Here is a 20,422-nt window from a genome sequence, read left to right as displayed (position 1 = left end):
GCTTATCGCTTGATCGAAACGAACGCGTCGCGGCCGGCGTAACGCGCGCCGGAGCCCAGCGCCTGCTCGATGCGCAGCAACTGGTTGTACTTGGCGACGCGATCGCTGCGGCACAGCGAGCCGGTCTTGATCTGGGTGGCGGTGGTGGCCACGGCGATGTCGGCGATGGTGGTGTCTTCGGTTTCGCCCGAACGGTGCGAGACGATCGAGGCGTAGTTGGCCGCATGCGCCATCGCGATGGCTTCCAGCGTCTCGGTCAGCGTGCCGATCTGGTTGACCTTGATCAGGATCGCGTTGGCGGTGCCCGAGTCGATGCCCTGCTTGAAGATCTTCGGGTTGGTGACGAACAGGTCGTCGCCGACCAACTGCACCTTCTTGCCGACGCGGTCGGTGAGCAGTTTCCAGCCGGCCCAGTCGTCCTCGGCCAGGCCGTCTTCGATGCTGATGATCGGGTACTGCGCAACCCAGTCGGCCAGGAAGTCGACGAACTGCTCGCTGGTCAGACGCTTGTTCTCGCCAACCAGGTTGTACTTGCCGTTGTCGTAGAACTCGCTGGAAGCCACGTCCAGGCCCAGCAGCACGTCTTCGCCCGCGGTGTAGCCGGCCTTGCCGATCGCCTCGAGAATGGTGTCCAGCGCTTCGACATTGCTGCGGAAGTCCGGCGCAAAGCCGCCTTCGTCGCCGACCGCCGTGCTCAGGCCATGGCCCTTGAGCACCGACTTGAGCGCATGGAAGATTTCGGTACCGGCACGCAGCGCTTCGGAGAACGAGCTGCAACCGACCGGCAGCACCATGAACTCCTGGAAGTCGACATTGTTGTCGGCATGCGCGCCGCCGTTGATGATGTTCATCATCGGCACCGGCAGCGCCACGTCCGATTCGGTGGTGGTGGACAGGTACTGCCACAACGGCTGCTTGCGCGAGGCGGCCACGGCATGCGCAGCGGCCAGCGAAACACCCAGCAGCGCATTGGCGCCCAGGCGGCCCTTGTTCTCGGTGCCGTCCAGATCGATCAGGCGGCGGTCCAGACCCTGCTGGTCAGCCGCATCGAAGCCCTTCAGCGTCTCGGCGATGATGCCGTTGACGTTCTGCACCGCGTGCAGCACGCCCTTGCCCAGGTAGCGGGTCTTGTCGCCATCGCGCAGTTCCACCGCTTCCTTGGTGCCGGTCGAGGCGCCCGAGGGCACGGCGGCGCGGCCGAACGAGCCGTCTTCCAGCGTGACTTCGGCCTCCAGCGTGGGATTGCCGCGGGAGTCGAGGATTTCGCGGGCGAGGATCTTGGCGATAGTGGTCATAGGTCGATCGGTTACCAGTAAGGGGGAAGGACACCGGAAACAAGCTGCGGGATTATCGCCGCACACCGGCACATTGCCAAATCGCATGCAGCCACCGCACGCAACAGGCAGGCGAGCAGGCCGCTAGGCCATCAAGCCCAGCAGCGATAACCCACACAGCAGCAGCAGGACAAACAGCAACACCAGCGCGACGATCGCTGCGCCGGATTGGCGAGCCAGCCGCAACGCCAGCGGGCCGGCGATCAGGCAACCGGTGATCGCTACTGCGGCCAGCAGCAGCGTGACCAGCATTGGTATCCGCGTGGCCTGCATGGCATGGTCGCCGTCGCCCGGCATGCCGATGCTTGCGGCGACCAGAAACGTCATCGCAGCCATGCACGCCCACGCGATGATCGATGCGACCAGCGCGATCCCGCCCCAGGGCCAGTGGCGCCACTGCCGACGCTGACGGCGCGACGCCGCCTGCGCCCAGGGGTCGGAACTCATGCGAAGCGCGCGAACCCGTGCTTCTTGGTCACCGCATCCAGTTCCATCAGGGTCTCGAGCAGCTCTTCCATGCGGTCCAGCGGCCAGGCGTTGGGGCCGTCCGACAGGGCCTTGGACGGATCCGGATGGGTTTCGGCAAACAGGCCGGAGATACCCACCGCCACCGCCGCGCGCGCCAGCACCGGCACGAACTCGCGCTGGCCGCCGGAACTGCTGCCCTGCCCGCCCGGCAACTGCACCGAATGGGTGGCATCGAACACCACTGGACAGCCAGTGTCGCGCATGACGCTCAGCGAGCGCATGTCGCTGACCAGATTGTTGTAGCCGAACGAGGCACCACGTTCGCAGACCATGATCTGCTCGTTGCCGGTCGACTTGGCCTTGTCCACCACCGGCTTCATGTCCCACGGTGCCAGGAACTGGCCCTTCTTGATGTTGACCGGCTTGCCGGCGGCGCAGACGTTCTTGATGAAGTCGGTCTGGCGCACCAGGAAGGCCGGGGTCTGCAACACGTCGACGACGGCGGCGACCTCGTTCATCGGGGTGTACTCGTGCACGTCGGTCAGCACCGGCACGCCGATCTGCTGTTTCACCGCTTCCAGCACCTTCAGGCCTTCTTCCAGCCCCGGGCCGCGGAAGCTGGTGCCGGAGGTGCGGTTGGCCTTGTCGAAGCTCGACTTGAAGATGAAGTTGATCCCCAGCTTGCCGGTGATTTCCTTGAGCTTGCCGGCCACGTCGAGCTGCAGCTGCATCGACTCGATCACGCAGGGGCCGGCGATCAGGAACAACGGCTGATCCAGGCCGACGTCGAAGTCACAGAGTTTCATCAGGTCACCTATTGATTAAGCCCCTCTCCCACCGGGAGAGGGGTTGGGGTGAGGGTAAGGTTGCGAAGCACTGCTGAAGCCAGATGGTTTGCCTGGCTGGCGTGTGGCGACGCGTTCGTCATGGCCGCCATCTTCCGGTGCGTTGCGGCGCCCCCTTCATCCGGCGCTGCGCGCCAGCTTCTCCCGCAGGGAGAAGGAGAAGCTCAGGCACGCGCTTCCTTCAACAACTTCCCGCCCGCCTTCTTCTCGCGCGCGGCACGCACGAAACCGATGAACAGCGGATGCCCGTCGCGCGGGGTGGACAGGAATTCCGGATGCGCCTGGCAGGCCAGGAACCACGGGTGCGCATCGCGCGGCAGCTCCACCATCTCCACCAGCGTGTCGTCCATCGACTTGCCGGAGATCACCAGGCCGGCGTCTTCCAGCTGGGTGCGGTAGCGGTTGTTGAACTCGTAGCGGTGACGGTGACGCTCGGCGACCACGTCCTTGCCGTACACCTCGCGCGCCAGCGTGCCCGGCTTGAGCCGCTGCTCCTGCAGGCCCAGCCGCATGGTACCGCCCAGGTCGGACTTCTCGTCGCGCTTTTCGACTTCGCCGGTGGCGGTGCGCCATTCGGTGATCAGGCCGATCACCGGGTGCGGCGACTGGCGATCGTTCTCGGTGCTGTTGGCTGCGTCCAGATCGGCCACGTGGCGGGCATAGTCCACCACCGCCGCCTGCATGCCGTAGCAGATGCCGAAGTACGGCACCTTGTGCTCGCGCGCATACTTGGAGGTGAGCACCTTGCCTTCGAAACCACGGTCGCCGAAGCCGCCCGGCACCAGGATGCCGTCGATATCCTGCAGCGCCGCCATGTCGCTGCCTTCCAGATCCTGCGCTTCCAGCCACTTCAGGTTGACCTTGGTGCGCTGGCGCAGACCGCCGTGACGCAGCGCTTCGGCCACCGACTTGTAGGCGTCCTGGTGATCAACGTACTTGCCGACCACCGCAATGGTGACCTCGTCCAGCGGATGCTTGACCGCATCCACCACCGCCGCCCATTCGGACAGGTCGGGCGCGGCCACCTTGTCGCGCAGCTTGAACTGATCGATGACCAATTCGTCCAGGCCCTGGCGACGCAGCTCCAGCGGCATGCCGTACAGCACATCGATATCGGGGCAACTGATCACTGCGCGCTCGGAGACGTTGGTGAACAGCGCGATCTTGCGGCGCTCCGAATCCGGCACCGCCTGCTCGGAACGGCACAGCAGCACGTCCGGCTGGATACCGATCGAGCGCAGCTCCTTGACCGAATGCTGGGTCGGCTTGGTCTTCAACTCACCGGCGGCGGCGATGTACGGCACCAGGGTGAGATGCATGAACATGGCCTTTTCGGCACCACGCTCGGTGCGCACCTGGCGGATCGCTTCCAGGAACGGCAGCGACTCGATATCGCCGACGGTGCCGCCGATCTCGATCAGCGCCACGTCGAACCCGGCGGTGGCCTCGTCGATGCAACGGCGGATCTCGTCGGTGATATGCGGGATCACCTGCACGGTGGCGCCAAGGTAATCGCCGCGGCGCTCCTTGCGGATCACGTTCTCGTAGATCCGGCCGGTGGTGACCGAGTTCTTGCGCGACAGCCGCGTGCGCACGTAGCGCTCGTAGTGACCCAGATCCAGGTCGGTCTCGGCGCCGTCGTCGGTGACGTAGACCTCGCCATGCTGGAACGGGCTCATCGTGCCCGGGTCCACATTGATGTACGGGTCCAGCTTCATCATCGTGACCTTCAGGCCACGCGCTTCCAGAATGGAGGCAAGCGAAGCGGCGGCAATGCCCTTGCCTAGCGAGGACACTACGCCGCCGGTAACAAAAATCAGGGGGGTCATGGGGCTTGAAGCCTCCCGGAAAGCCATAGTTTAGCGGGTGACGGGCGAATGCCCAAGGGTTGCGTGACGATCATGTCGTCACAGCGGCGAAAAACGCGCTGCGCCTGGAGCGCAAATGCAGACGCCCCGACCAAGGCCGGGGCGTCCGTGTGGCGTTATGCCGTCGCGCGATGGAATCAGCGCGCCGGCTTTTCTTCTTCCTCTTCCTCGCGCGTGGCGGCGTCGGCCTTGGGCTTGTGTGCCGCGGCGGCGGCGCGGCGCTCGGCCTTGCGCTCGGCTTCGGTCTTGGCCTTGGCGTCGTCGGCCTTCTGCGCGCTGGCGCCGGCGCCCTGCCCGGTCTGCTGAGGAGCGGCCTGGGCCATGGCAGGAAGTGCGGCCACTGCGGCAGCACCGAGGGTGAGCATCAGGATGTGCTTGAACTTCATGGTGTCCTCCGGGTTCGGTGACATCCTCAGGTGGGGACGTTTGGTTCCGAATCCAACACCAGGGTATCCAGCCGCACCCCGCCCTGCACTGAACGCCGGTCGCGTGCAAAAAATCGGCCCAGCCCCCACACTTGCGCGTCGTTTCACGTGCCAACGAGATGCATGAACACCCGTTATAACGCCGCCGATATTGAAGTGCTGTCGGGCCTGGACCCGGTCAAACGCCGTCCTGGCATGTATACCGACACTGCGCGCCCGAACCATCTGGCGCAGGAAGTGATCGACAACTCGGTCGACGAGGCGCTGGCCGGTCATGCCAGGCAGGTCGAAGTGACCCTGTACAAGGATGGCAGCTGCGAGGTGTCCGACGACGGCCGCGGCATGCCGGTGGACCTGCACCCGGAAGAAAAGATTCCCGGTGTCGAACTGATCCTGACCCGGCTGCATGCCGGCGGCAAGTTCAACAACCGCAACTACACCTTCTCCGGCGGCCTGCACGGCGTGGGCGTGAGCGTGGTCAATGCGCTGTCGACCAAGGTCGAGCTGTTCATCAAGCGCGAAGGCAGCGAGCATCGCATGGAGTTCCGCGATGGCCACGCCGCTTCCAGGCTGGAAGTGGTCGGCACCGTCGGCAAGAAGAACACCGGCACGCGGCTGCGCTTCTGGGCCGACCCAAAGTACTTCGACACGCCCAAGTTCAACGTGCGCGCGCTGCGCCATCTGCTGCGCGCCAAGGCGGTGCTGTGCCCTGGCCTGACCGTCAAGCTGCATGACGAAGCCACCGGCGAGCAGGACAGCTGGTACTTCGAGAATGGCCTGCGCGACTATCTGAAGGGCGAGATGGCCGAGCACGAGATGCTGCCGGCCGACCTGTTTGCAGGCAGCCTGAAGAAAGATACCGAGATCGTCGACTGGGCTGCGGCCTGGGTGCCGGAAGGCGAGCTGGTGCAGGAAAGCTACGTCAACCTGATCCCGACCGCGCAGCACGGCACCCACGTCAACGGCCTGCGTTCGGGCCTGACCGATGCGTTGCGCGAGTTCTGCGACTTCCGCAACCTGCTGCCGCGCGGGGTCAAGCTGGCGCCGGAAGACGTATGGGACAGGGTCACCTTCGTGCTGAGCCTGAAGATGACCGACCCGCAGTTCTCCGGACAGACCAAGGAGCGGCTGTCCTCGCGCCAGGCCGCCGGCTTCATCGAAGGCGCCGCGCACGATGCCTTCAGCCTGTATCTGAATCAGAACGTGGAGATCGGCGAGAAGATCGCGCAGATCGCCATCGACCGCGCCAGTGCGCGCCTGAAGACCGAAAAGCAGATCGTCCGCAAGAAGGTGACCCAGGGCCCGGCCCTGCCCGGCAAGCTGGCCGACTGCATCAGCCAGGACCTGTCGCGTACCGAATTGTTCCTGGTCGAAGGCGACTCGGCCGGCGGCTCGGCCAAGCAGGCGCGCGACAAGGATTTCCAGGCGATCCTGCCGCTGCGCGGCAAGATCCTAAACACCTGGGAAGTGGCATCGGGCAGCGTGCTGGCCTCCGAGGAAGTGCATAACCTCGCGATCGCGATCGGCTGCGACCCGGGCAAGGACGACATCACCGGGTTGCGCTACGGCAAGGTGGTGATCCTGGCCGACGCGGACTCTGACGGCCTGCATATCGCCACCCTGCTGACCGCGCTGTTCCTCAAGCATTTCCCGGCGCTGGTTGCCGCCGGCCATGTGTTCGTGGCGATGCCGCCACTGTTCCGCGTGGACGTGGGTAAGCAGGTGTTCTATGCGCTGGACGAAGAGGAAAAGACCACGCTGCTGGACAAGATCGCGCGCGAGAAGATCAAGGGCCAGGTCAGCGTCACCCGCTTCAAGGGCCTGGGCGAAATGAACCCGCAGCAGCTGCGCGAGTCGACGATCCACCCGGATACGCGTCGCCTGGTGCAGCTGACCATCGACGATGGCGAACAGACCCGCTCGCTGATGGACATGTTGCTGGCGAAGAAGCGCGCCGGCGATCGCAAGCAGTGGCTGGAGACCAAGGGCGATCTGGCGTCGCTGGAAGTTTAAAAGCCTCTCGAGTTTTAGCTCCTAAAGGTTAAGCCCCTCTCCCGTCGGAAGAGGGGTTGGGGTCAGGGTACGTGCGAAGCCACTGGGTAAGTAAACGCCTGAGGCTTCGCCCCGCACCCTCCTCCGCCCCGGCCGGGCACCTTCTCCCGAGGGGAGAAGGGAGTGTCAGCGGTTTTCTTTTAGGTCGATGCCTATTTCAGCAGACTGCCCAAACCTCACCCTTTGGGTCAGACGGCTGCCTGCCGCGGCACAGACGGCGCCATGCCAGGCATGCGACGTCTGCCAACGCGACACACATGCCTTTGTGCACATCCATCAGGCGCTATCGGGGGCCTAGCATCGCTGCTCCCCTACCGAACGCCCGATGCTCATGCCCTTCTTTCTCCGCACCAGCCTGCTGGCCTGCGTCCTGCTCAGCGGGACCGCGCTGGCCGATACGCCCGACAAGAACGATGCAAAAACCGACGCCAAATCCGATACGGCGGCGGCCAAACCCGCGCCACTGCCGGCCGATGCCAGCGTGCGGCAAAGCACACGCGTGGCCGGGCGCACGCTGAGTTACACCGCCACCGTCGGCACGCTGCCGGTGCGCGACGCGCAGGGCAAGACCACCGGCGAGGTGGTGTTCACCGCCTATACCGTCGACGGCAAGGACCGCCCGGTGACCTTCGCGCTGAATGGTGGGCCCGGCGCGTCGTCGGTGTATCTGAACATGGGCGCGATCGGGCCCAAGGTGGTCGGTTTCGGCGCCGAAGGCGACAGCGCGTCGGCACCGGCGGCGCTGCGCGACAATCCGGGCACCTGGCTGGACTTCACCGACCTGGTGTTCATCGACCCGGTCGGCACCGGCTTCAGCCGCGCCCTGATCGGCGACGACGAGGCCAAGAAGCAGTTCTACAACCCGCAGGCCGACGTGGAATATCTCTCGCGCGTGGTCTACGACTGGCTGCTCAAGAACCGCCGCCTGCAGGCGCGTAAATACCTGGTCGGCGAAAGTTACGGCGGCTTCCGCGGCCCGCGCATCACCCAGTACCTGCAGACCCGGCTGGGCGTGGCGATGAACGGCGTGGTGCTGGTGTCGCCGTATCTCAACCCGACCCTGGACGACAACAGCGATGTGTCGCCGCTGGCGTGGATGATGACGCTGCCCTCGATCGCCGCCGCGCATCTGGAGCGCCAGGGCCAGCTCAGCGACACGGCGATGCGCCAGGTGATCGACTACACCCGCGGCGACTATGCGGTGGCGCTGATGAAGGGCCGCACCGACCCGCAGGCCAGCGAGGCGATGCTGCAACAGGTCACCCGCATGACCGGGCTGGATCCGGCTTATGTGCGGCGCTCCGGCGGACGCCTGGAAACCCAGGCGTACCTGCGCGAGGTGTTCCGCGACAAGGGCGAGCTGGGCAGCCGCTACGATTCCAATGTCACCGCGTTCGACCCCTTCCCCAACGATCCGGAGCAGCGCGCCAACGATCCGCTGCTGGACAGCATCATCGCGCCGACCACCACCGCGATGGTGGACTTCGTCACTCGCGTGGTCGGCTGGAAGGTCGATGCGCGTTATCAGGCGCTCAATTACGACGTCAACAAGCTATGGGACTGGAACGACGAACTGCGCAAGGGCGCGGTCACCCAGCTGCGCCAGTCGGTGGCGATCGACCCCAAGCTGCGCGTGTTGATCGCGCATGGCTGGAACGATCTCTCCTGCCCGTTCATGGGCTCGGTGCTGACGGTGGACCAGATGCCGGCGATGGGCAGCGACCCCAGGCGCGTGCAGGTGCGCGAATATCCCGGCGGCCACATGTTCTACAACCGCCCCGACAGCCAGGCCGCGTTCCGCAACGACGTCAAGACGCTGTACGAAACCCGCTGAGCACAGCCATCGCCGGCCGCACACGCGGCTGGCGATGCAACACCCAGCGGCGCGTGCGTATCAACCCGTCGCGAAGCCACCACACAACGCGTGCACTGGCCCTACTGCCAGTTGCATGCGCCCGCTTCCGCAAACCTGAGACCGGCACAGGTACCATTGAAGTTGATCAGCCGCACAAACCAGAACGGACACCAGCTGTTACGAATCCCGAATCCCCATTCCCCATTCCCCATTCCCAATTCACAACGCCCCAGGCGCCACAGCCAGCACATTCCACCCCATCCACTCGTAAACCCGATAACGCGCAATGCCCAGGTACTCGTGCAAGGCGACATCGGCCACGGTGAAGTTGTAGCTCTGCGGCAACCACGCCCAGGACGCGGTCAACCAGTCCGACCGCACCGGCGTGGCGTCGATGCCGAAATGGCGGAAATACAGCTCGGCCCGCCGCAGATGCGTGGCCGAGGACACCAGCACGACCCGGTCGGGGCGGTACTGGCGCAGCAATGGCTGGCTGAACTGCGCGTTCTGCCAGGTGTTCATGCTGGACGGCTCCATGATCAGATCGGCCTGATCGATCCCCAGCCCGATCAGCACCTTCCGATAGACCACCGCTTCGGACAGGCCCAGCCCGCGCGCATCGCCGCCACTGATCTCGATCTTGCAGTCGCCGCCATGCGCACGGCACTGCCGGTACAGCCGCGCCGATTCGACGATGCGACCATAGGCAAACATGTTGGCCTCGGCGGTGGCATCGGGGCCATCCGGCCGCACCGTGCCCGCGCCCAGCAGCACGATCATGTTGCGCGCGCGCCAGTCGTTGAAATCGTTGACGCCAGTCTGCTGCAGCCCGTGCAGCATCCAGCCCGCCAACGGGCCGCAGCCGACCAGCAACAGCAACGCCAGCGTGGCCGCCGCCAGCGCACGTGCACTGCGCAGCCAGCGCCGGCGGCCGATCAACCAGGACAGCAGAAACAGTACGCACACCAGCGCAAGCATCATCGGCGCGTTTCCTCAGGCAGGACGCGTTGGTACATCAAAGCCGAACGGGATGACCTGCAACAGGATGGCCCGCAGTTGGCGCGCATGCTCGCCGACCGAGGTGACCACCGCGCGACATCGCTCAGGTCCAGCCGAACCATTCGAAGCAGCGCAGGATCAGATACGCCACACCGCCTGCGGCCGGGATGGTCAGAATCCAGGCCCAGACGATGCGCTCGATCACGCCCAGCCGCAGCGAGCGCGGATTCTTGGCAAAGCCCACGCCCATGATCGCGGTGGAAATGCTGTGCGTGGTCGACACCGGCATGCCGAAGTGCGCGGCCACGGTCAGCACGGTGGCCGAGCTGGTTTCCGCGGCAAAGCCGTGGATGGGATGCAGCTTGACCATCTTGTGGCCGAGCGTCTTGATGATCTTCCAGCCACCCGAGGCGGTGCCGGCGGCCATCACCACCGCACAGGTCAGCACGATCCACATCGGAATGCCGGCGCCTGCGGCCAAGCCGGTGCCCGGATGCAGGAACGACAGCCAGCTCGGCAGCTCGTCCAGTGCACCGGCCGACTGCGCGCCGATCAAGGTCATGGCGATGATGCCCATGGTCTTCTGCGCGTCGTTATGGCCGTGGGCATAGCCCATGTAGGCGGCCGAGGCGATCTGCGCCTTGCCGAAGAACGCATTGACCCAGCGCGGACGCGCCAGCCGCCCGATCGGCCCGCCCAGCCGGGCCATGCCGGCGATGATCGCCCACAGCAACAGCATCACCACGATACCGAGCAGGAAGCCGGCGATCGGCGAGGTGATCATCGGCACGAACACCTTCCACAACAGGCCCTTGTTCTTGGCCCAGTTGCCGATGTTTTCCGACCAGATCAACGCGTTCCAGTTGTTGTGCGCGGCCGCCAGGCCGGCGCCGCACAGCCCGCCGATCAAGGCGTGCGAGGACGACGACGGCAGGCCCTTCCACCAGGTGATCAGGTTCCAGATGATGCCGCCCAGCAGCGCGCACAGGATCACCTGCGGGGTGACCTCGACCACCTCGGTGTTGAGCAGGCCGGAAGCGATCGTCAGTGCCACCGCGGTGCCGGTGAGCGCGCCGATCAGGTTCATGCCGGCGGCCAGCATCACCGCCCAACCCGGCGACAGCACCTTGGTGGCGACCACGGTGGCGATGGAGTTGGCGGTGTCGTGGAAGCCGTTGATGAACTCGAACACCAACGCCGCCAGGATCACCACCAGGACTAGGGTAAGCACGCGGCGACCTCAGCTGTTCTTCAATACGATCTGGTACACCACCACCCCTGCCTCGCGGCAGCGGTCGATGGCCTTTTCCAGGATCTCGAAGAATTCCTTGAGCAGGAACATCTGCAGCGTGTCCAGGCGGCCGGAATAGATGTCGCGATACAGCTCAAGCATCAGCCGGTCGGCTTCGTTTTCCAGCATGCGCAGCTTGTCGTTGAGCGCGGTCATGCGATCGATGTTCATGTGCGGCAGGTCGGTCACCATCTCCACCACCACGGCAGCCGCCTGTTCCAGCATCGCCGCGCGCGGGGCGAAGTCGATGTGCTCCAGATGCTTGGTGGCCAGCGAGTACCGGTCGGCAAACTTCTCGACCTGCTTGGGAATCTTGTACAGCGCCGAACCCAGCGCTTCGATGTCCTCACGCTCGATCGGGGTCATGAAGCTGTCCACCAGCGCCTGGCCGATCTTGTCCGAGGCGGCGCGTTCGCGCAGGCGGGCCAGCTTGAAGGCGTCCAGCGCGGGTTGGCGGTCGGACGTGCGCATCATGGCGTGCAAGGCCTTGGTGCTGTCGTAGGCGGCCTGCGCCGCTTCGTTCAGAAGCGCATAGAACTGCTTGCCGGAACCGAAGATGGTCTGCAACGAGAACATGGGTGGAGAACTTCCTGCCGTCGAGGGAGAGACGGACGCCAAGCGCGAATTATGACCGTTCCATGACCTGTCTGGGTATCTCGGCGGCGCAGGCGGCCTTCACATCGGCATTTCCCGGCTCGAACCACCCTGTGGTTTGCTAACATGCTCCCGCGCCCCCGGGTGCACCCTATGGCCTATGGAAGACGACCCTATATTCCCCCGTTGCCGCCCCGCCCTTGCGCGCGCCGGCCAACCCAGTGCTCGCCCGCCCTCCCCTTCACTGACCGGGGAAGACGCCCGTGGTTGAGTTTCTGATCGTCATCGCGCTGATCCTGTTGAACGGTTTCTTCGCGATGTCGGAAATGTCCCTGATGACCTCGCGCAAGAGCCGCCTGAAGCAGATGGCCGGCTCCAGCAAGCGCGCCGCACGCGCCTTGGCGCTGGCCGAAAGCCCGGAAAACTTCCTGTCCACGGTGCAGATCGGCATCACCCTGATCGGCATCCTGACCGGCGTGTTCGGCGGCGAAGCGATCGGCGAGGCCATCAGCAGCTGGCTGCAGGGGCTGTTCCCGGCACTGTCGGCCTCGTTCGAGCTGGTCGGCAAGCCGCGCCCGTATTCGGTGGTGATCGGCAGCACGCTGGCGGTGGCGCTGATCACCTTCCTGACGCTGATCTTCGGCGAACTGGTGCCCAAGCGGCTGGCGCTGCGTAACTCCGAGGACATCGCCGGGGTGGTCGCGGTGCCGATGGCCTGGCTGGCGAAAATTGCCGCGCCCGGCGTGTGGGTGCTGGCGCGCTCGACCCGGCTGGTGCTGCGCATGCTCGGCATGGGCAAGGACGAATCGGCATCGGTGACCGAAGAGGAGATCCGCATGCTGGTGGCCGAAAGCCACGAGGCCGGCGTGATCGATGCGCATGAGCGCGACATGATGAACCGCGTGATGCGGCTGGGCGACCGCACCGCCGACAGCCTGATGACCCCGCGCAACCGCATCGCCTGGCTGGATGCCAACGCCGAGCCGGAACGCAATCTGCAGGTGATGCGCGAGCACGAATTTTCGCGCTACCCGGTCTACCGCGGCAGCGACCAGGACATCGCCGGCGTGCTGGAGGTCAAATCGCTGGTCACGCGCATGGACGGACATGGCGCGCACTTGTTCCAGGCGCTGCGCGACACCTTGTTCGTGTCCGAATCCACGCATGCGATGAAGCTGCTGGAGATCTTTCGCGAAGAACAGCAGTCGATGGCGCTGGTGGTGGACGAATACGGCGAAATCCGTGGATTGGTGACCATCAGCGACCTGATGGGCGCGGTGGTCGGCCGTCTGCAGGCGGTGGAAAACACCGACGAGGATGCGCTGGTGGTCACGCGTGCCGACGGCTCGCTGCTGATCGACGGGTCGCTGCCGGTGGAGGAACTGCGCGAAGTGCTGGGCGCCGAACTGCCGGAAGCCGACGAAGGCGACTATCACACGCTGGCCGGCCTGTGCATCTACTACTTCGGGCGCATTCCGCAGGCGGGCGAATTCTTCGATTGGGCCGGCTGGCGCATCGAGATCGTCGATCTGGATGGCGCGCGCGTGGACAAGCTGCTGCTGAGCCGTGTCGGCGATGAGGGCAGCGATGACATCGTCGGATAACGGCATGCCGCCTTCGGATGCGGCCGACGACGAGCAGATGCGCTATCGCAACGAAGGCATCCGCAGCCTGCTGGCGGCCTTCAGCGAGGGCGATCCGGCGCAGGTGTTACGGGTGCGCGAGATCCTGGCCGATCTGCAGCAAAGCGCGTTCGGCGTGTTTCTGTTCCTGGCGATCCTGCCGTCGTTCATTCCCATTCCCGGCGTGGCCGGCGGCATCAGCGGCCCGCTGACGGTGCTGATCGGGCTGCAGATGCTGTGCTGCCTGCGCAAGCCGTGGGTGCCGCGTTTCATCGGCGAGCGCGGGCCGCGCCGCAGCACCAGCCAGCGTTTCGTCGCGCGACTTGCGCCGACGCTGCAACGCCTGGACCGGCTGCTCAAGCCACGCCTGCACGGCATGCTGGACCGGATTCCGGCGCAGATGTTCACCGGCGTGCTGCTGGTGCTGGTCGGTATCTTGCTGACGCTGCCGATCCCGTTCACCAACTACCTCTTCGGGCTGATCCTGCTGTTGTTCGCGCTGGCCCTGCTCGAGCGCGACGGCGCGCTGCTGCTGGTGGGCTGGGCGGCTGCGCTGATCTCGGTGGCGGTGTTCGGCGTCACATCCGACCAGCTGCTGGATCTGGTGCGCGATTGGTGGCCGGTCGCCTGGCGCTGATGCGCGAGACGATCGGCACACCTGATCGGTCGCCGTTATTTCAGATCGACCACACGGTTGTCGGACAGGCTGCCGGTATCGTCGGTGACTGCCGTCATCACAAAGTACAGCGCCTTGCCCAGCAGCCCGCTCGGGCCATCCCAGTACTCGGCCGATTCGGCGCGCACGTGGATCAGGCGCAGATTGGGGTCATCCTTTCCACCCGGGAAAAACACCTTCATTGCCGGCGACCATAGTTCATCGATCTTGGCGCGGTCGTTGACCAAGCGCGCGGTACCGGCGACCGACACATAGCTGTTCTTCGACGCCGAGGCGTATGCCACATTGACGCGCGGGTCGGCGGCAATCTCTGCCACCTTCGGGCTATCGGCGGCGGTGGCGAACCACAGGTCGCCATCGAATTCGACTTCCTGCGTGCCCAACGGCCGGCTCACCAGTTTGCCGTCGGCCGACACGGTCGTGAACATCGCGATGTCCACGCCGCGGATCAATTCCGCCAACTGCTTGATGCTCTCGCTGCGTTCCTGAAATTGCATGCTGGTCTTCCCAATGGAGGTGCATGCATCTGAGCGGATCGCCGCGCAAAGCGACGTGAATCACGCAGGAGTCACGTCCAGCTCGCGGCAGGCCATGGCGGCGATTTCGAACGAACGCAAACGTGCGGCATGGTCGTAGATGTTGGCGGTAAACAGCAGCTCATCAGGTGTGTGGCGCTCGATGAACTCGGCCACTCCCTGCGCGACCTGTTCGGCATCGCCCAGCACCGTGCAGGCCAATGCACGCTCCACGCCGGCACGTTCGTGCGGCTGCCAGAAGCTGTCAATGTCGTCGATCGGCGCGGGAATCTTGCCCGGCTTGCTGCGCCGCAGGTTGACGAAACTCTGCTGCTGGGTGGTGAACAGGCGGCGCGCCTGCGCTTCGGTCTCCGCGGCTACCACATTCAAGGCCAGCATCACATGCGGCTTGGCCAACTGCGCGGACGGGCGGAACTCGCGGCGGTAGATCGCCACCGCCTCGTCCATCGCGTCGGGCGCAAAATGCGAGGCAAATGCGAACGACAGGCCCATCGCTGCAGCCAGCCGCGCACTGAACAGGCTGGAGCCCAGCAGCCACACCGGCACGTCAAGACCGCCGCCTGGCACCGCCTGCACCAGTTGCCCCGGCACGACCGGCGCGAAGTAGCGCAGCAGCTCGGCCACGTCCTGCGGGAAATGGTCGGCGCTGTCGAAATAGCGGCGCAGGGCGCGCGCGGTCGGCTGGTCGGTACCGGGCGCGCGGCCCAGGCCCAGGTCGATGCGCTGCGGATACAACGAGGCCAGCGTGCCGAACTGTTCGGCCACCTGCAGCGGCGCATGGTTGGGCAGCATGATGCCGCCGGCACCGACGCGGATGGTCTTGGTGCCGCCGGCGACGTGGCCGATCAGCACCGCGGTGGCGGCGCTGGCGATGCCCGGCATGTTGTGGTGCTCGGCCAGCCAGTAACGCTGGTAGCCCCAGCGCTCGGCGTGCTGGGCCAGATCGAGCATGTTGGCGAAGGCGTGGGTGGTGTCGCTGCCTTCGCAGACCGGCGCCAAGTCGAGCACGGAAATGGGCGTCATCGGATGACTCCGGGGAATGAATGATGTGCAAGAGATGGGGCTGACCTGGTGGCTTTGCCACCTGCCGAGGTGGCGCTGGGGGGATTACAGCATTCCAGTGGTCAAACAACGGGAGGATTTTCAACCGGCAACCCCACTCCGCGCCCAGGCCCGCGCCTGGTTGCACAGGCGCTGCAACGCACACGCGGCAATGGCGCGCAAGTCATGCATTGGCCCCGCAGGCAGGGGCTTCAGCTGTGCGCGATGGGCTAGTGGTGTATTGCGCTCGTTGGATCGCCTGCGAATGCAGTTGCCTGGTCACGAAGCACGCGCGCCGGGTGACACCGCTGCTGGCTATGATGGACATCGCACTGGCAGCGCCTGCATGACGATGGCTTCGACCGCTCCGCTTGACCCCGCTTCCGACACCCTGCACATCGCCGCGCGGATCGATCGGCTGCCGGCCAGCGCCACGCTGTGGCGGCTGGTCGGCCTGCTCGCGCTGGGTGGATTTTTCGAGTTGTATGATCTGTTCCAGACCGCCTACATCAGCCCCGGGCTGATCCGCGACGGCATCTTCGCCAGCGGTGCCGATGGCGCGTTCGGCATGTCCGACCAAGCCGCGTTCGCGGCGGCGACGTTTCTGGGCCTGTTCGTCGGCGCCGCCCTGTTGAGCCCGTTCGCCGACCGCTTCGGGCGCCGGCCGGTGTTCACCTTCGCCTTGGTCTGGTACACCGCCGCGACCGTGGCGATGGGCCTGCAGGACACCGCCACCGGCGTCATCGTGCTGCGCTTGGTGGTCGGGATCGGCCTGGGCATCGAGCTGGTCACCATCGACACCTATCTGTCCGAGCTGGTCCCGCGGCATATGCGCAGCGCCGCGTTCGCGTTTGCGTTCTTCGTGCAGTTTCTGGCAGTGCCTGCGGTGGCGCTGACCGCCTGGCTGCTGGTGCCGCATGCCCCGCTGGGGGTGAGCGGATGGCGCTGGGTGGTGTTGCTGAGCGGGGTGTTTGCGCTGGCGATCTGGTGGCTGCGCAGCCGTTTGCCGGAATCCGCCCGTTGGCTGGCAGCGCAAGGACGCCATGCCGACGCCGATGCGGTGCTGAGCCAGCTCGAAGCGCGCTGCGCGCGCGATCTGGGCGCGCCCCTGGCCGCACCGCAGTTGCTTGCCCCCTCGCCGGCCGGCGACATACAGACAGCAGTGCTGTGGCGCGCCCCGTATCGCGGGCGCATCGGCATGCTGGTGGTGTTCCATATCTTTCAGGCGATCGGCTTCTTCGGCTTCGGCAACTGGTTGCCGGCATTGATCTCGGCGCAAGGCACCGGCGTGACCAAGAGCCTGGCCTATTCCTTTGCGATTTCGCTGGCCTACCCGCTGGCGCCGCTGCTGTTGCTGCGCTTTGCGCAGCGCTGGGAGAACAAATGGCAGATCACCGCATCGGCGCTGGGCGCAGTGCTGTTTGGCGTGCTGTTTTCGCAACAGCATCAGGCGATCGGCATGGTCGTGTGCGGGGCGACGATTGCGTTCTGCAATGCCTGGATGAGCTTTGCCTATCACGGCTATCAGGCCGAGCTGTTCCCCACCGGGCTGCGCGCGCGAGCGGTGGGCTTTTGCTATTCCTTCAGCCGCCTTTCCACCGCGGTAAGCAGCGTGCTGATCGGCTGGCTGCTCGCCCAGGTCGGCAGCCATGGCGTACTGGCCTTTATCGTGGTCAGCATGTCGATCGTGGCCGGTGTGATTGCGCTGCTGGGCCCGCGCACGCGCAATCGTGCGCTGGAAGAGATTGCCGGTTGATCGCGCTGCCGGCGCGAGCACGCCACCTGGGGTATCACGCATCTGAGCTTGCAACTGCATCAGCGTGGGCAGCGGTCTGTGCGGCAACTGCGATGCCCAAGACAACCGTGCGATCGGCCACCGCAGCCAGGCTTGTGCGATGCGAGACCACCACCAGCACCGTCCGCGGCAGGCGTTGCCGCAACATGCGCAACAGCTGCTGTTCGGCCTCTGCATCCAGTGCGCTGGTGGCCTCGTCCAGCACCGCCAGGGCCGGCTGGCGCAACAGCACCTGGGCCAGCAGCAGGCGTTGCGCTTCACCGCCGGACAGCCGCCCGTCCTGGCCGTTGATCGGGCTGTCCAGGCCTTGCCCGTCGCGCCGCAGACGCGTGCTCAAGCCGACGTCTCCGAGCACCTCCCACATGCGTGCATCGGGGGTGCCGGGCAACGCCCAGTCCAGACACGCGCGGACCGTGCGCTGCCACGGCCGCACGCCCTGGCCCAGGTAGGCGCCATGCCGCACCAGTGCGCGATACGCGGCGAAATCCAGCCGGCGCCCGGCCATGTGCGCGGTGAACTGCGCGGGCGCAGTCTGACCCGAGAGTACGTCCATCAGGCTGCTCTTGCCGACGCCGGAGGGCCCGACGACCAGGGTCAGTTCGCCGGGCAGCAGCAGCATCGGCTCGAGATCGAGCCTGGGCAATGGCGGTGCCAGGCCGATATGTTCCAGATGCACGGCTGCCGGCAACGGTTGTGCCGGCGCGGCCGACGTGTGCGTACGCGTCGTGCCCAGCTCCACATAGCGCCGCCACAGCTGCAGTGCCGGCCAAGCCGAGCGCAGTTGCTGCACGCTCTGGCGGGTACTGACCAGATACGGCAGCAGCCGCCCGAGCAGCAGGCTGACGGTGATCAGCGCAGCGCGGTCCGCGCCCTGCCACAGATTGGCCAGCACCAGGATGCCGGCGATTGCAGCCACGGCAGTGGCTTCGAGCAGCAGCCGGCTGCCTGCCACCAGCGCCTGCTGCTGCGCATAGCCCTGCCCCAGCCGTGCGGAAATACGCTCGTAATGGCGTGTTTCCAGCGCTTCGCGCTGGAACGAGCGCACATGCCGCAGCCGACGCGGGAAGTCTTCGCTCAACCAGAACAGCTGCGTCATGTCGGCCACATAATCGCGACTGATGCGCGCCTGTTTGTCGCTGCTGGAGATGCGCAAGCCCAGCCACGCAAGCCCCAACAGCAGCGGCGCCGCCATCAGCAACGCCGGGGCGATCATGACCGCGATGCAGATGCTCACCAGTGCGGTCGTGCCGGCCACCAGCAGCTGCAATGCTGCACTGAACCCCTGGGTGGCGATTTCGATGTTGTAGGTCAGCACATTGGCGATTTCCGCCGAGCTGGCGCCGGACAGGGCCGGCAGCGGCGCATCGATCAAGGCGGCATGCACACGCTGCCGCAACCCGATCGCGTAGCGGCTGGTCAGCCGCGCGGCCAGCCGTGCGCTGTACCAACGCAGCGCGGCAAACACCAGACTGACAGCAACGAACAGCGCCACCTGCATCGCCAGACCCTGCGGTAACGCCAGCGCATAGCCGGCCAGGCGGACGGCGTGCCCAGGCTGCACCAGCGGCACCAGGCTGACCGCGACGATGCTGCCGGCCAGTGCGGCAAGCAGCGACAGGCCGACGTAGAGCGCGATGGTCGACACATCCGCCGGTACCAGCGTACCGAGGAAATCGCGCCACATCGCGCGCGTGGGCTTGCGATCTGCAGCGGCGCGCATCTCAGTCACGCGTGGCGCACACGATGGAATGCGGCATGGCGTCGAACAGGCCGACGACGCTAAGCGGCAGCGGCACGGATGCGCTCACCGCAACACCTGCAGCAGCGCGTCCACCGAGGCCTGCGGATGCAAGCCGCGGCGCAGGGTAAACATGCCGATGCGCTGCACCTGTTCGACAAAGCGCTGCCAGCCCGGTTGACCGGCCGCATATGGCTGGTCGCCTGCGAGGCAATCGGCGATCCGCTCGGCCGGCATCGCCAGCAACGGCTGCGCGGGATCGCTCGCCGGCGTTGCCGACAGCATCACCACCGCACACAACTGCAGGGGCGCGCGCGCCAGCTGCGCGCGGCCGTGGCGGATATCGATCTCAAACTTTTCCACGCCGCTGCGGCGCCGGATGGTCGGGGAGGCGCTGATCCAGGCGCGGGTCTCCGCACTGACCAGGCCCAGCGCGCCGGCGCGCAGATGCAAAAAGTTGGCCACGCCAGTGGTGAGCAGGCTCTCCGGCGCCACGAACACGCCGTCTTCGGCGATGAAGTCCAGGCCATGCAACAGGCTGTGCAGCGCCAGGGTCGATTTGCCGGCGCCACTGGCGCCGAGCAACAGCACGCTGCGTCCCTGCCGGCCCACGCAGGCGCCATGCAACGGCACCAGGCCCATGCCGCGTGCGGCCAGCAGAAACACGGCAAATTCGATCAGCTCATAACGCACGTGATAGGCGTGGGCGAGCATGTCGTCGGAGACCACCAGCATGGCGCGGCGCGCGGGCACCGACAGCATCAGGTAGTTGCAGGCATCCATGACGCCGCACAGCAGGCCGCCGCTGGCGTGGGTGCGCACCGGTGGCGGTTCTGCGCTGGGTGGCGCATGCCCACGCGCCAGCAGATCCAGCGTGACATGGAACTCCGGCGCACCCGGCAAGCGATGCGCGGGCAGGCCTGCGTAGGCAAGGTCCACCAACGCCAGGAGCGCCTCGCTGTCGCTTTCGAAGTGAAACAGCGCGCCGAGGATCTGCCTGCGCACGCCATGCCGACGCGGCCGATGTTCGCCGAAGGGATCTGCTGCCAGTGCCGCCGCATCCGGCGTGCCAGAGCGTGCGTCATCGCCCACCGGCATCAATTGCGCCAACGCAGCCGACTGCGGCATGCCGTTTCCATCCATTGCATCGATCAGCCGGTATGTGCCGATCGGCAAGAGAAAGGTTGCCTCGCGTGCATCGGCGCGCATGCCCAATGCAAGCCAACGACCGCGCGCGAGTCGGCGCAACCAAAGCCGCCCGCATCCGCACCTACTGCCGAGCC

General features: G+C 65.9%; 17 protein-coding genes. 5 read left to right on the top strand and 12 right to left on the bottom strand.

Features of this window, described 5'->3' with window-relative positions; all coding sequences use genetic code 11:
- Positions 1–2: 2 nt before the first annotated feature.
- The 5 genes from eno to LL972_RS12410 all read right to left on the bottom strand — a co-directional run bounded on the left by eno (position 3) and on the right by LL972_RS12410 (position 4,901).
- Positions 3–1,295, bottom strand: a complete 1,293-nt coding sequence (gene eno, locus LL972_RS12430) for a phosphopyruvate hydratase (protein WP_228327860.1) — start codon at positions 1,293–1,295, stop codon at positions 3–5.
- A gap of 123 nt (positions 1,296–1,418) precedes the next feature.
- Positions 1,419–1,661 carry a hypothetical protein gene (locus LL972_RS12425; RefSeq protein WP_228327872.1) on the bottom strand — a complete coding sequence of 81 codons (243 nt, stop codon included), beginning with the start codon at positions 1,659–1,661 and terminating at the stop codon, positions 1,419–1,421.
- A 116-nt stretch (positions 1,662–1,777) separates the two neighbouring features.
- A complete protein-coding gene (kdsA, locus tag LL972_RS12420; protein ID WP_054592805.1) occupies positions 1,778–2,608 on the bottom strand; it encodes a 3-deoxy-8-phosphooctulonate synthase in 831 nt (276 codons plus the stop codon).
- Between the two features lie 203 nt (positions 2,609–2,811).
- A complete protein-coding gene (locus LL972_RS12415; protein ID WP_024939564.1) occupies positions 2,812–4,476 on the bottom strand; it encodes a CTP synthase in 1,665 nt (554 codons plus the stop codon).
- Between the two features lie 176 nt (positions 4,477–4,652).
- Positions 4,653–4,901 (bottom strand): hypothetical protein, encoded by a 249-nt coding sequence (locus LL972_RS12410; protein ID WP_024939563.1) that lies wholly within the window; start codon positions 4,899–4,901, stop codon positions 4,653–4,655.
- Positions 4,902–5,063: 162 nt separating this feature from the next.
- On the opposite strand from LL972_RS12410, the gene parE reads away from it, so the two are divergent.
- Positions 5,064–6,953: a DNA topoisomerase IV subunit B gene (gene parE / locus LL972_RS12405; protein WP_228327859.1), complete on the top strand. Its 1,890-nt coding sequence runs from the start codon at positions 5,064–5,066 to the stop codon at positions 6,951–6,953.
- A gap of 370 nt (positions 6,954–7,323) precedes the next feature.
- Positions 7,324–8,826 carry a S10 family peptidase gene (locus tag LL972_RS12400; protein ID WP_228327858.1) on the top strand — a complete coding sequence of 501 codons (1,503 nt, stop codon included), beginning with the start codon at positions 7,324–7,326 and terminating at the stop codon, positions 8,824–8,826.
- A 240-nt stretch (positions 8,827–9,066) separates the two neighbouring features.
- On the opposite strand, the gene LL972_RS12395 is transcribed toward LL972_RS12400, so the two are convergent.
- The 3 genes from LL972_RS12395 to LL972_RS12385 all read right to left on the bottom strand — a co-directional run bounded on the left by LL972_RS12395 (position 9,067) and on the right by LL972_RS12385 (position 11,713).
- Positions 9,067–9,828, bottom strand: a complete 762-nt coding sequence (locus LL972_RS12395; RefSeq protein WP_228327857.1) for a YdcF family protein — start codon at positions 9,826–9,828, stop codon at positions 9,067–9,069.
- A 121-nt stretch (positions 9,829–9,949) separates the two neighbouring features.
- Positions 9,950–11,077: an inorganic phosphate transporter gene (locus tag LL972_RS12390; protein WP_228327856.1), complete on the bottom strand. Its 1,128-nt coding sequence runs from the start codon at positions 11,075–11,077 to the stop codon at positions 9,950–9,952.
- Between the two features lie 9 nt (positions 11,078–11,086).
- Positions 11,087–11,713 (bottom strand): DUF47 domain-containing protein, encoded by a 627-nt coding sequence (locus tag LL972_RS12385; RefSeq protein WP_104532321.1) that lies wholly within the window; start codon positions 11,711–11,713, stop codon positions 11,087–11,089.
- A gap of 281 nt (positions 11,714–11,994) precedes the next feature.
- On the opposite strand from LL972_RS12385, the gene LL972_RS12380 reads away from it, so the two are divergent.
- Positions 11,995–13,335, top strand: a complete 1,341-nt coding sequence (locus LL972_RS12380; protein WP_126971666.1) for a hemolysin family protein — start codon at positions 11,995–11,997, stop codon at positions 13,333–13,335.
- On the top strand, positions 13,319–13,990 hold the full coding sequence (locus LL972_RS12375; RefSeq protein ID WP_228327855.1) for an exopolysaccharide biosynthesis protein: 672 nt from the start codon (positions 13,319–13,321) through the stop codon (positions 13,988–13,990). The genes LL972_RS12380 and LL972_RS12375 overlap by 17 nt, the downstream gene beginning before the upstream one ends.
- 35 nt (positions 13,991–14,025) lie before the next feature.
- Here LL972_RS12375 and LL972_RS12370 read toward each other — a convergent pair whose 3' ends face one another.
- Both LL972_RS12370 and LL972_RS12365 read right to left on the bottom strand, forming a co-directional pair.
- Positions 14,026–14,526, bottom strand: a complete 501-nt coding sequence (locus tag LL972_RS12370; protein ID WP_228327854.1) for a pyridoxamine 5'-phosphate oxidase family protein — start codon at positions 14,524–14,526, stop codon at positions 14,026–14,028.
- A 60-nt stretch (positions 14,527–14,586) separates the two neighbouring features.
- Positions 14,587–15,588: an LLM class flavin-dependent oxidoreductase gene (locus tag LL972_RS12365; RefSeq protein ID WP_228327853.1), complete on the bottom strand. Its 1,002-nt coding sequence runs from the start codon at positions 15,586–15,588 to the stop codon at positions 14,587–14,589.
- A gap of 364 nt (positions 15,589–15,952) precedes the next feature.
- Between LL972_RS12365 and LL972_RS12360 the strand changes: the two genes are divergently transcribed.
- A complete protein-coding gene (locus LL972_RS12360; RefSeq protein ID WP_228327852.1) occupies positions 15,953–17,362 on the top strand; it encodes an MFS transporter in 1,410 nt (469 codons plus the stop codon).
- Positions 17,363–17,396: 34 nt separating this feature from the next.
- Here the strand turns inward: LL972_RS12360 and LL972_RS12355 are convergent, their stop codons facing one another.
- Positions 17,397–19,121, bottom strand: coding sequence for an ATP-binding cassette domain-containing protein (locus LL972_RS12355; protein WP_228327871.1), 1,725 nt, complete (start codon positions 19,119–19,121; stop codon positions 17,397–17,399).
- A gap of 84 nt (positions 19,122–19,205) precedes the next feature.
- Positions 19,206–20,267 (bottom strand): serine kinase, encoded by a 1,062-nt coding sequence (locus tag LL972_RS12350; protein ID WP_228327851.1) that lies wholly within the window; start codon positions 20,265–20,267, stop codon positions 19,206–19,208.
- Positions 20,268–20,422 lie beyond the last annotated feature (155 nt).

Origin of the sequence: Xanthomonas campestris pv. asclepiadis, assembly GCF_020784175.1 — a bacterium.
GTDB classification, from domain to species: Bacteria; Pseudomonadota; Gammaproteobacteria; order Xanthomonadales; family Xanthomonadaceae; genus Xanthomonas; species Xanthomonas campestris_D.
The sequence above is the reverse complement of the archived record's forward strand: the minus strand, read 5'-3'. Positions and strand labels throughout refer to the sequence as shown.

Excerpts from the sequence above, each read along its gene's own strand:
- LL972_RS12350 (WP_228327851.1), bottom strand. The coding sequence starts at position 20,267 with ATGCCGCAGTCGGCTGCGTTGGCGCAATTGATGCCGGTGGGCGATGAC.
- parE (WP_228327859.1), top strand. The coding sequence starts at position 5,064 with ATGAACACCCGTTATAACGCCGCCGATATTGAAGTGCTGTCGGGCCTG.
- LL972_RS12425 (WP_228327872.1), bottom strand. The coding sequence starts at position 1,661 with ATGACGTTTCTGGTCGCCGCAAGCATCGGCATGCCGGGCGACGGCGAC.
- LL972_RS12360 (WP_228327852.1), top strand. The coding sequence starts at position 15,953 with ATGACGATGGCTTCGACCGCTCCGCTTGACCCCGCTTCCGACACCCTG.
- LL972_RS12400 (WP_228327858.1), top strand. The coding sequence starts at position 7,324 with ATGCCCTTCTTTCTCCGCACCAGCCTGCTGGCCTGCGTCCTGCTCAGC.
- eno (WP_228327860.1), bottom strand. The coding sequence starts at position 1,295 with ATGACCACTATCGCCAAGATCCTCGCCCGCGAAATCCTCGACTCCCGC.
- LL972_RS12415 (WP_024939564.1), bottom strand. The coding sequence starts at position 4,476 with ATGACCCCCCTGATTTTTGTTACCGGCGGCGTAGTGTCCTCGCTAGGC.
- LL972_RS12385 (WP_104532321.1), bottom strand. The coding sequence starts at position 11,713 with ATGTTCTCGTTGCAGACCATCTTCGGTTCCGGCAAGCAGTTCTATGCG.
- LL972_RS12365 (WP_228327853.1), bottom strand. The coding sequence starts at position 15,588 with ATGACGCCCATTTCCGTGCTCGACTTGGCGCCGGTCTGCGAAGGCAGC.
- kdsA (WP_054592805.1), bottom strand. The coding sequence starts at position 2,608 with ATGAAACTCTGTGACTTCGACGTCGGCCTGGATCAGCCGTTGTTCCTG.
- LL972_RS12395 (WP_228327857.1), bottom strand. The coding sequence starts at position 9,828 with ATGATGCTTGCGCTGGTGTGCGTACTGTTTCTGCTGTCCTGGTTGATC.
- LL972_RS12410 (WP_024939563.1), bottom strand. The coding sequence starts at position 4,901 with ATGAAGTTCAAGCACATCCTGATGCTCACCCTCGGTGCTGCCGCAGTG.
- LL972_RS12375 (WP_228327855.1), top strand. The coding sequence starts at position 13,319 with ATGACATCGTCGGATAACGGCATGCCGCCTTCGGATGCGGCCGACGAC.
- LL972_RS12355 (WP_228327871.1), bottom strand. The coding sequence starts at position 19,121 with ATGCGCGCCGCTGCAGATCGCAAGCCCACGCGCGCGATGTGGCGCGAT.
- LL972_RS12370 (WP_228327854.1), bottom strand. The coding sequence starts at position 14,526 with ATGCAATTTCAGGAACGCAGCGAGAGCATCAAGCAGTTGGCGGAATTG.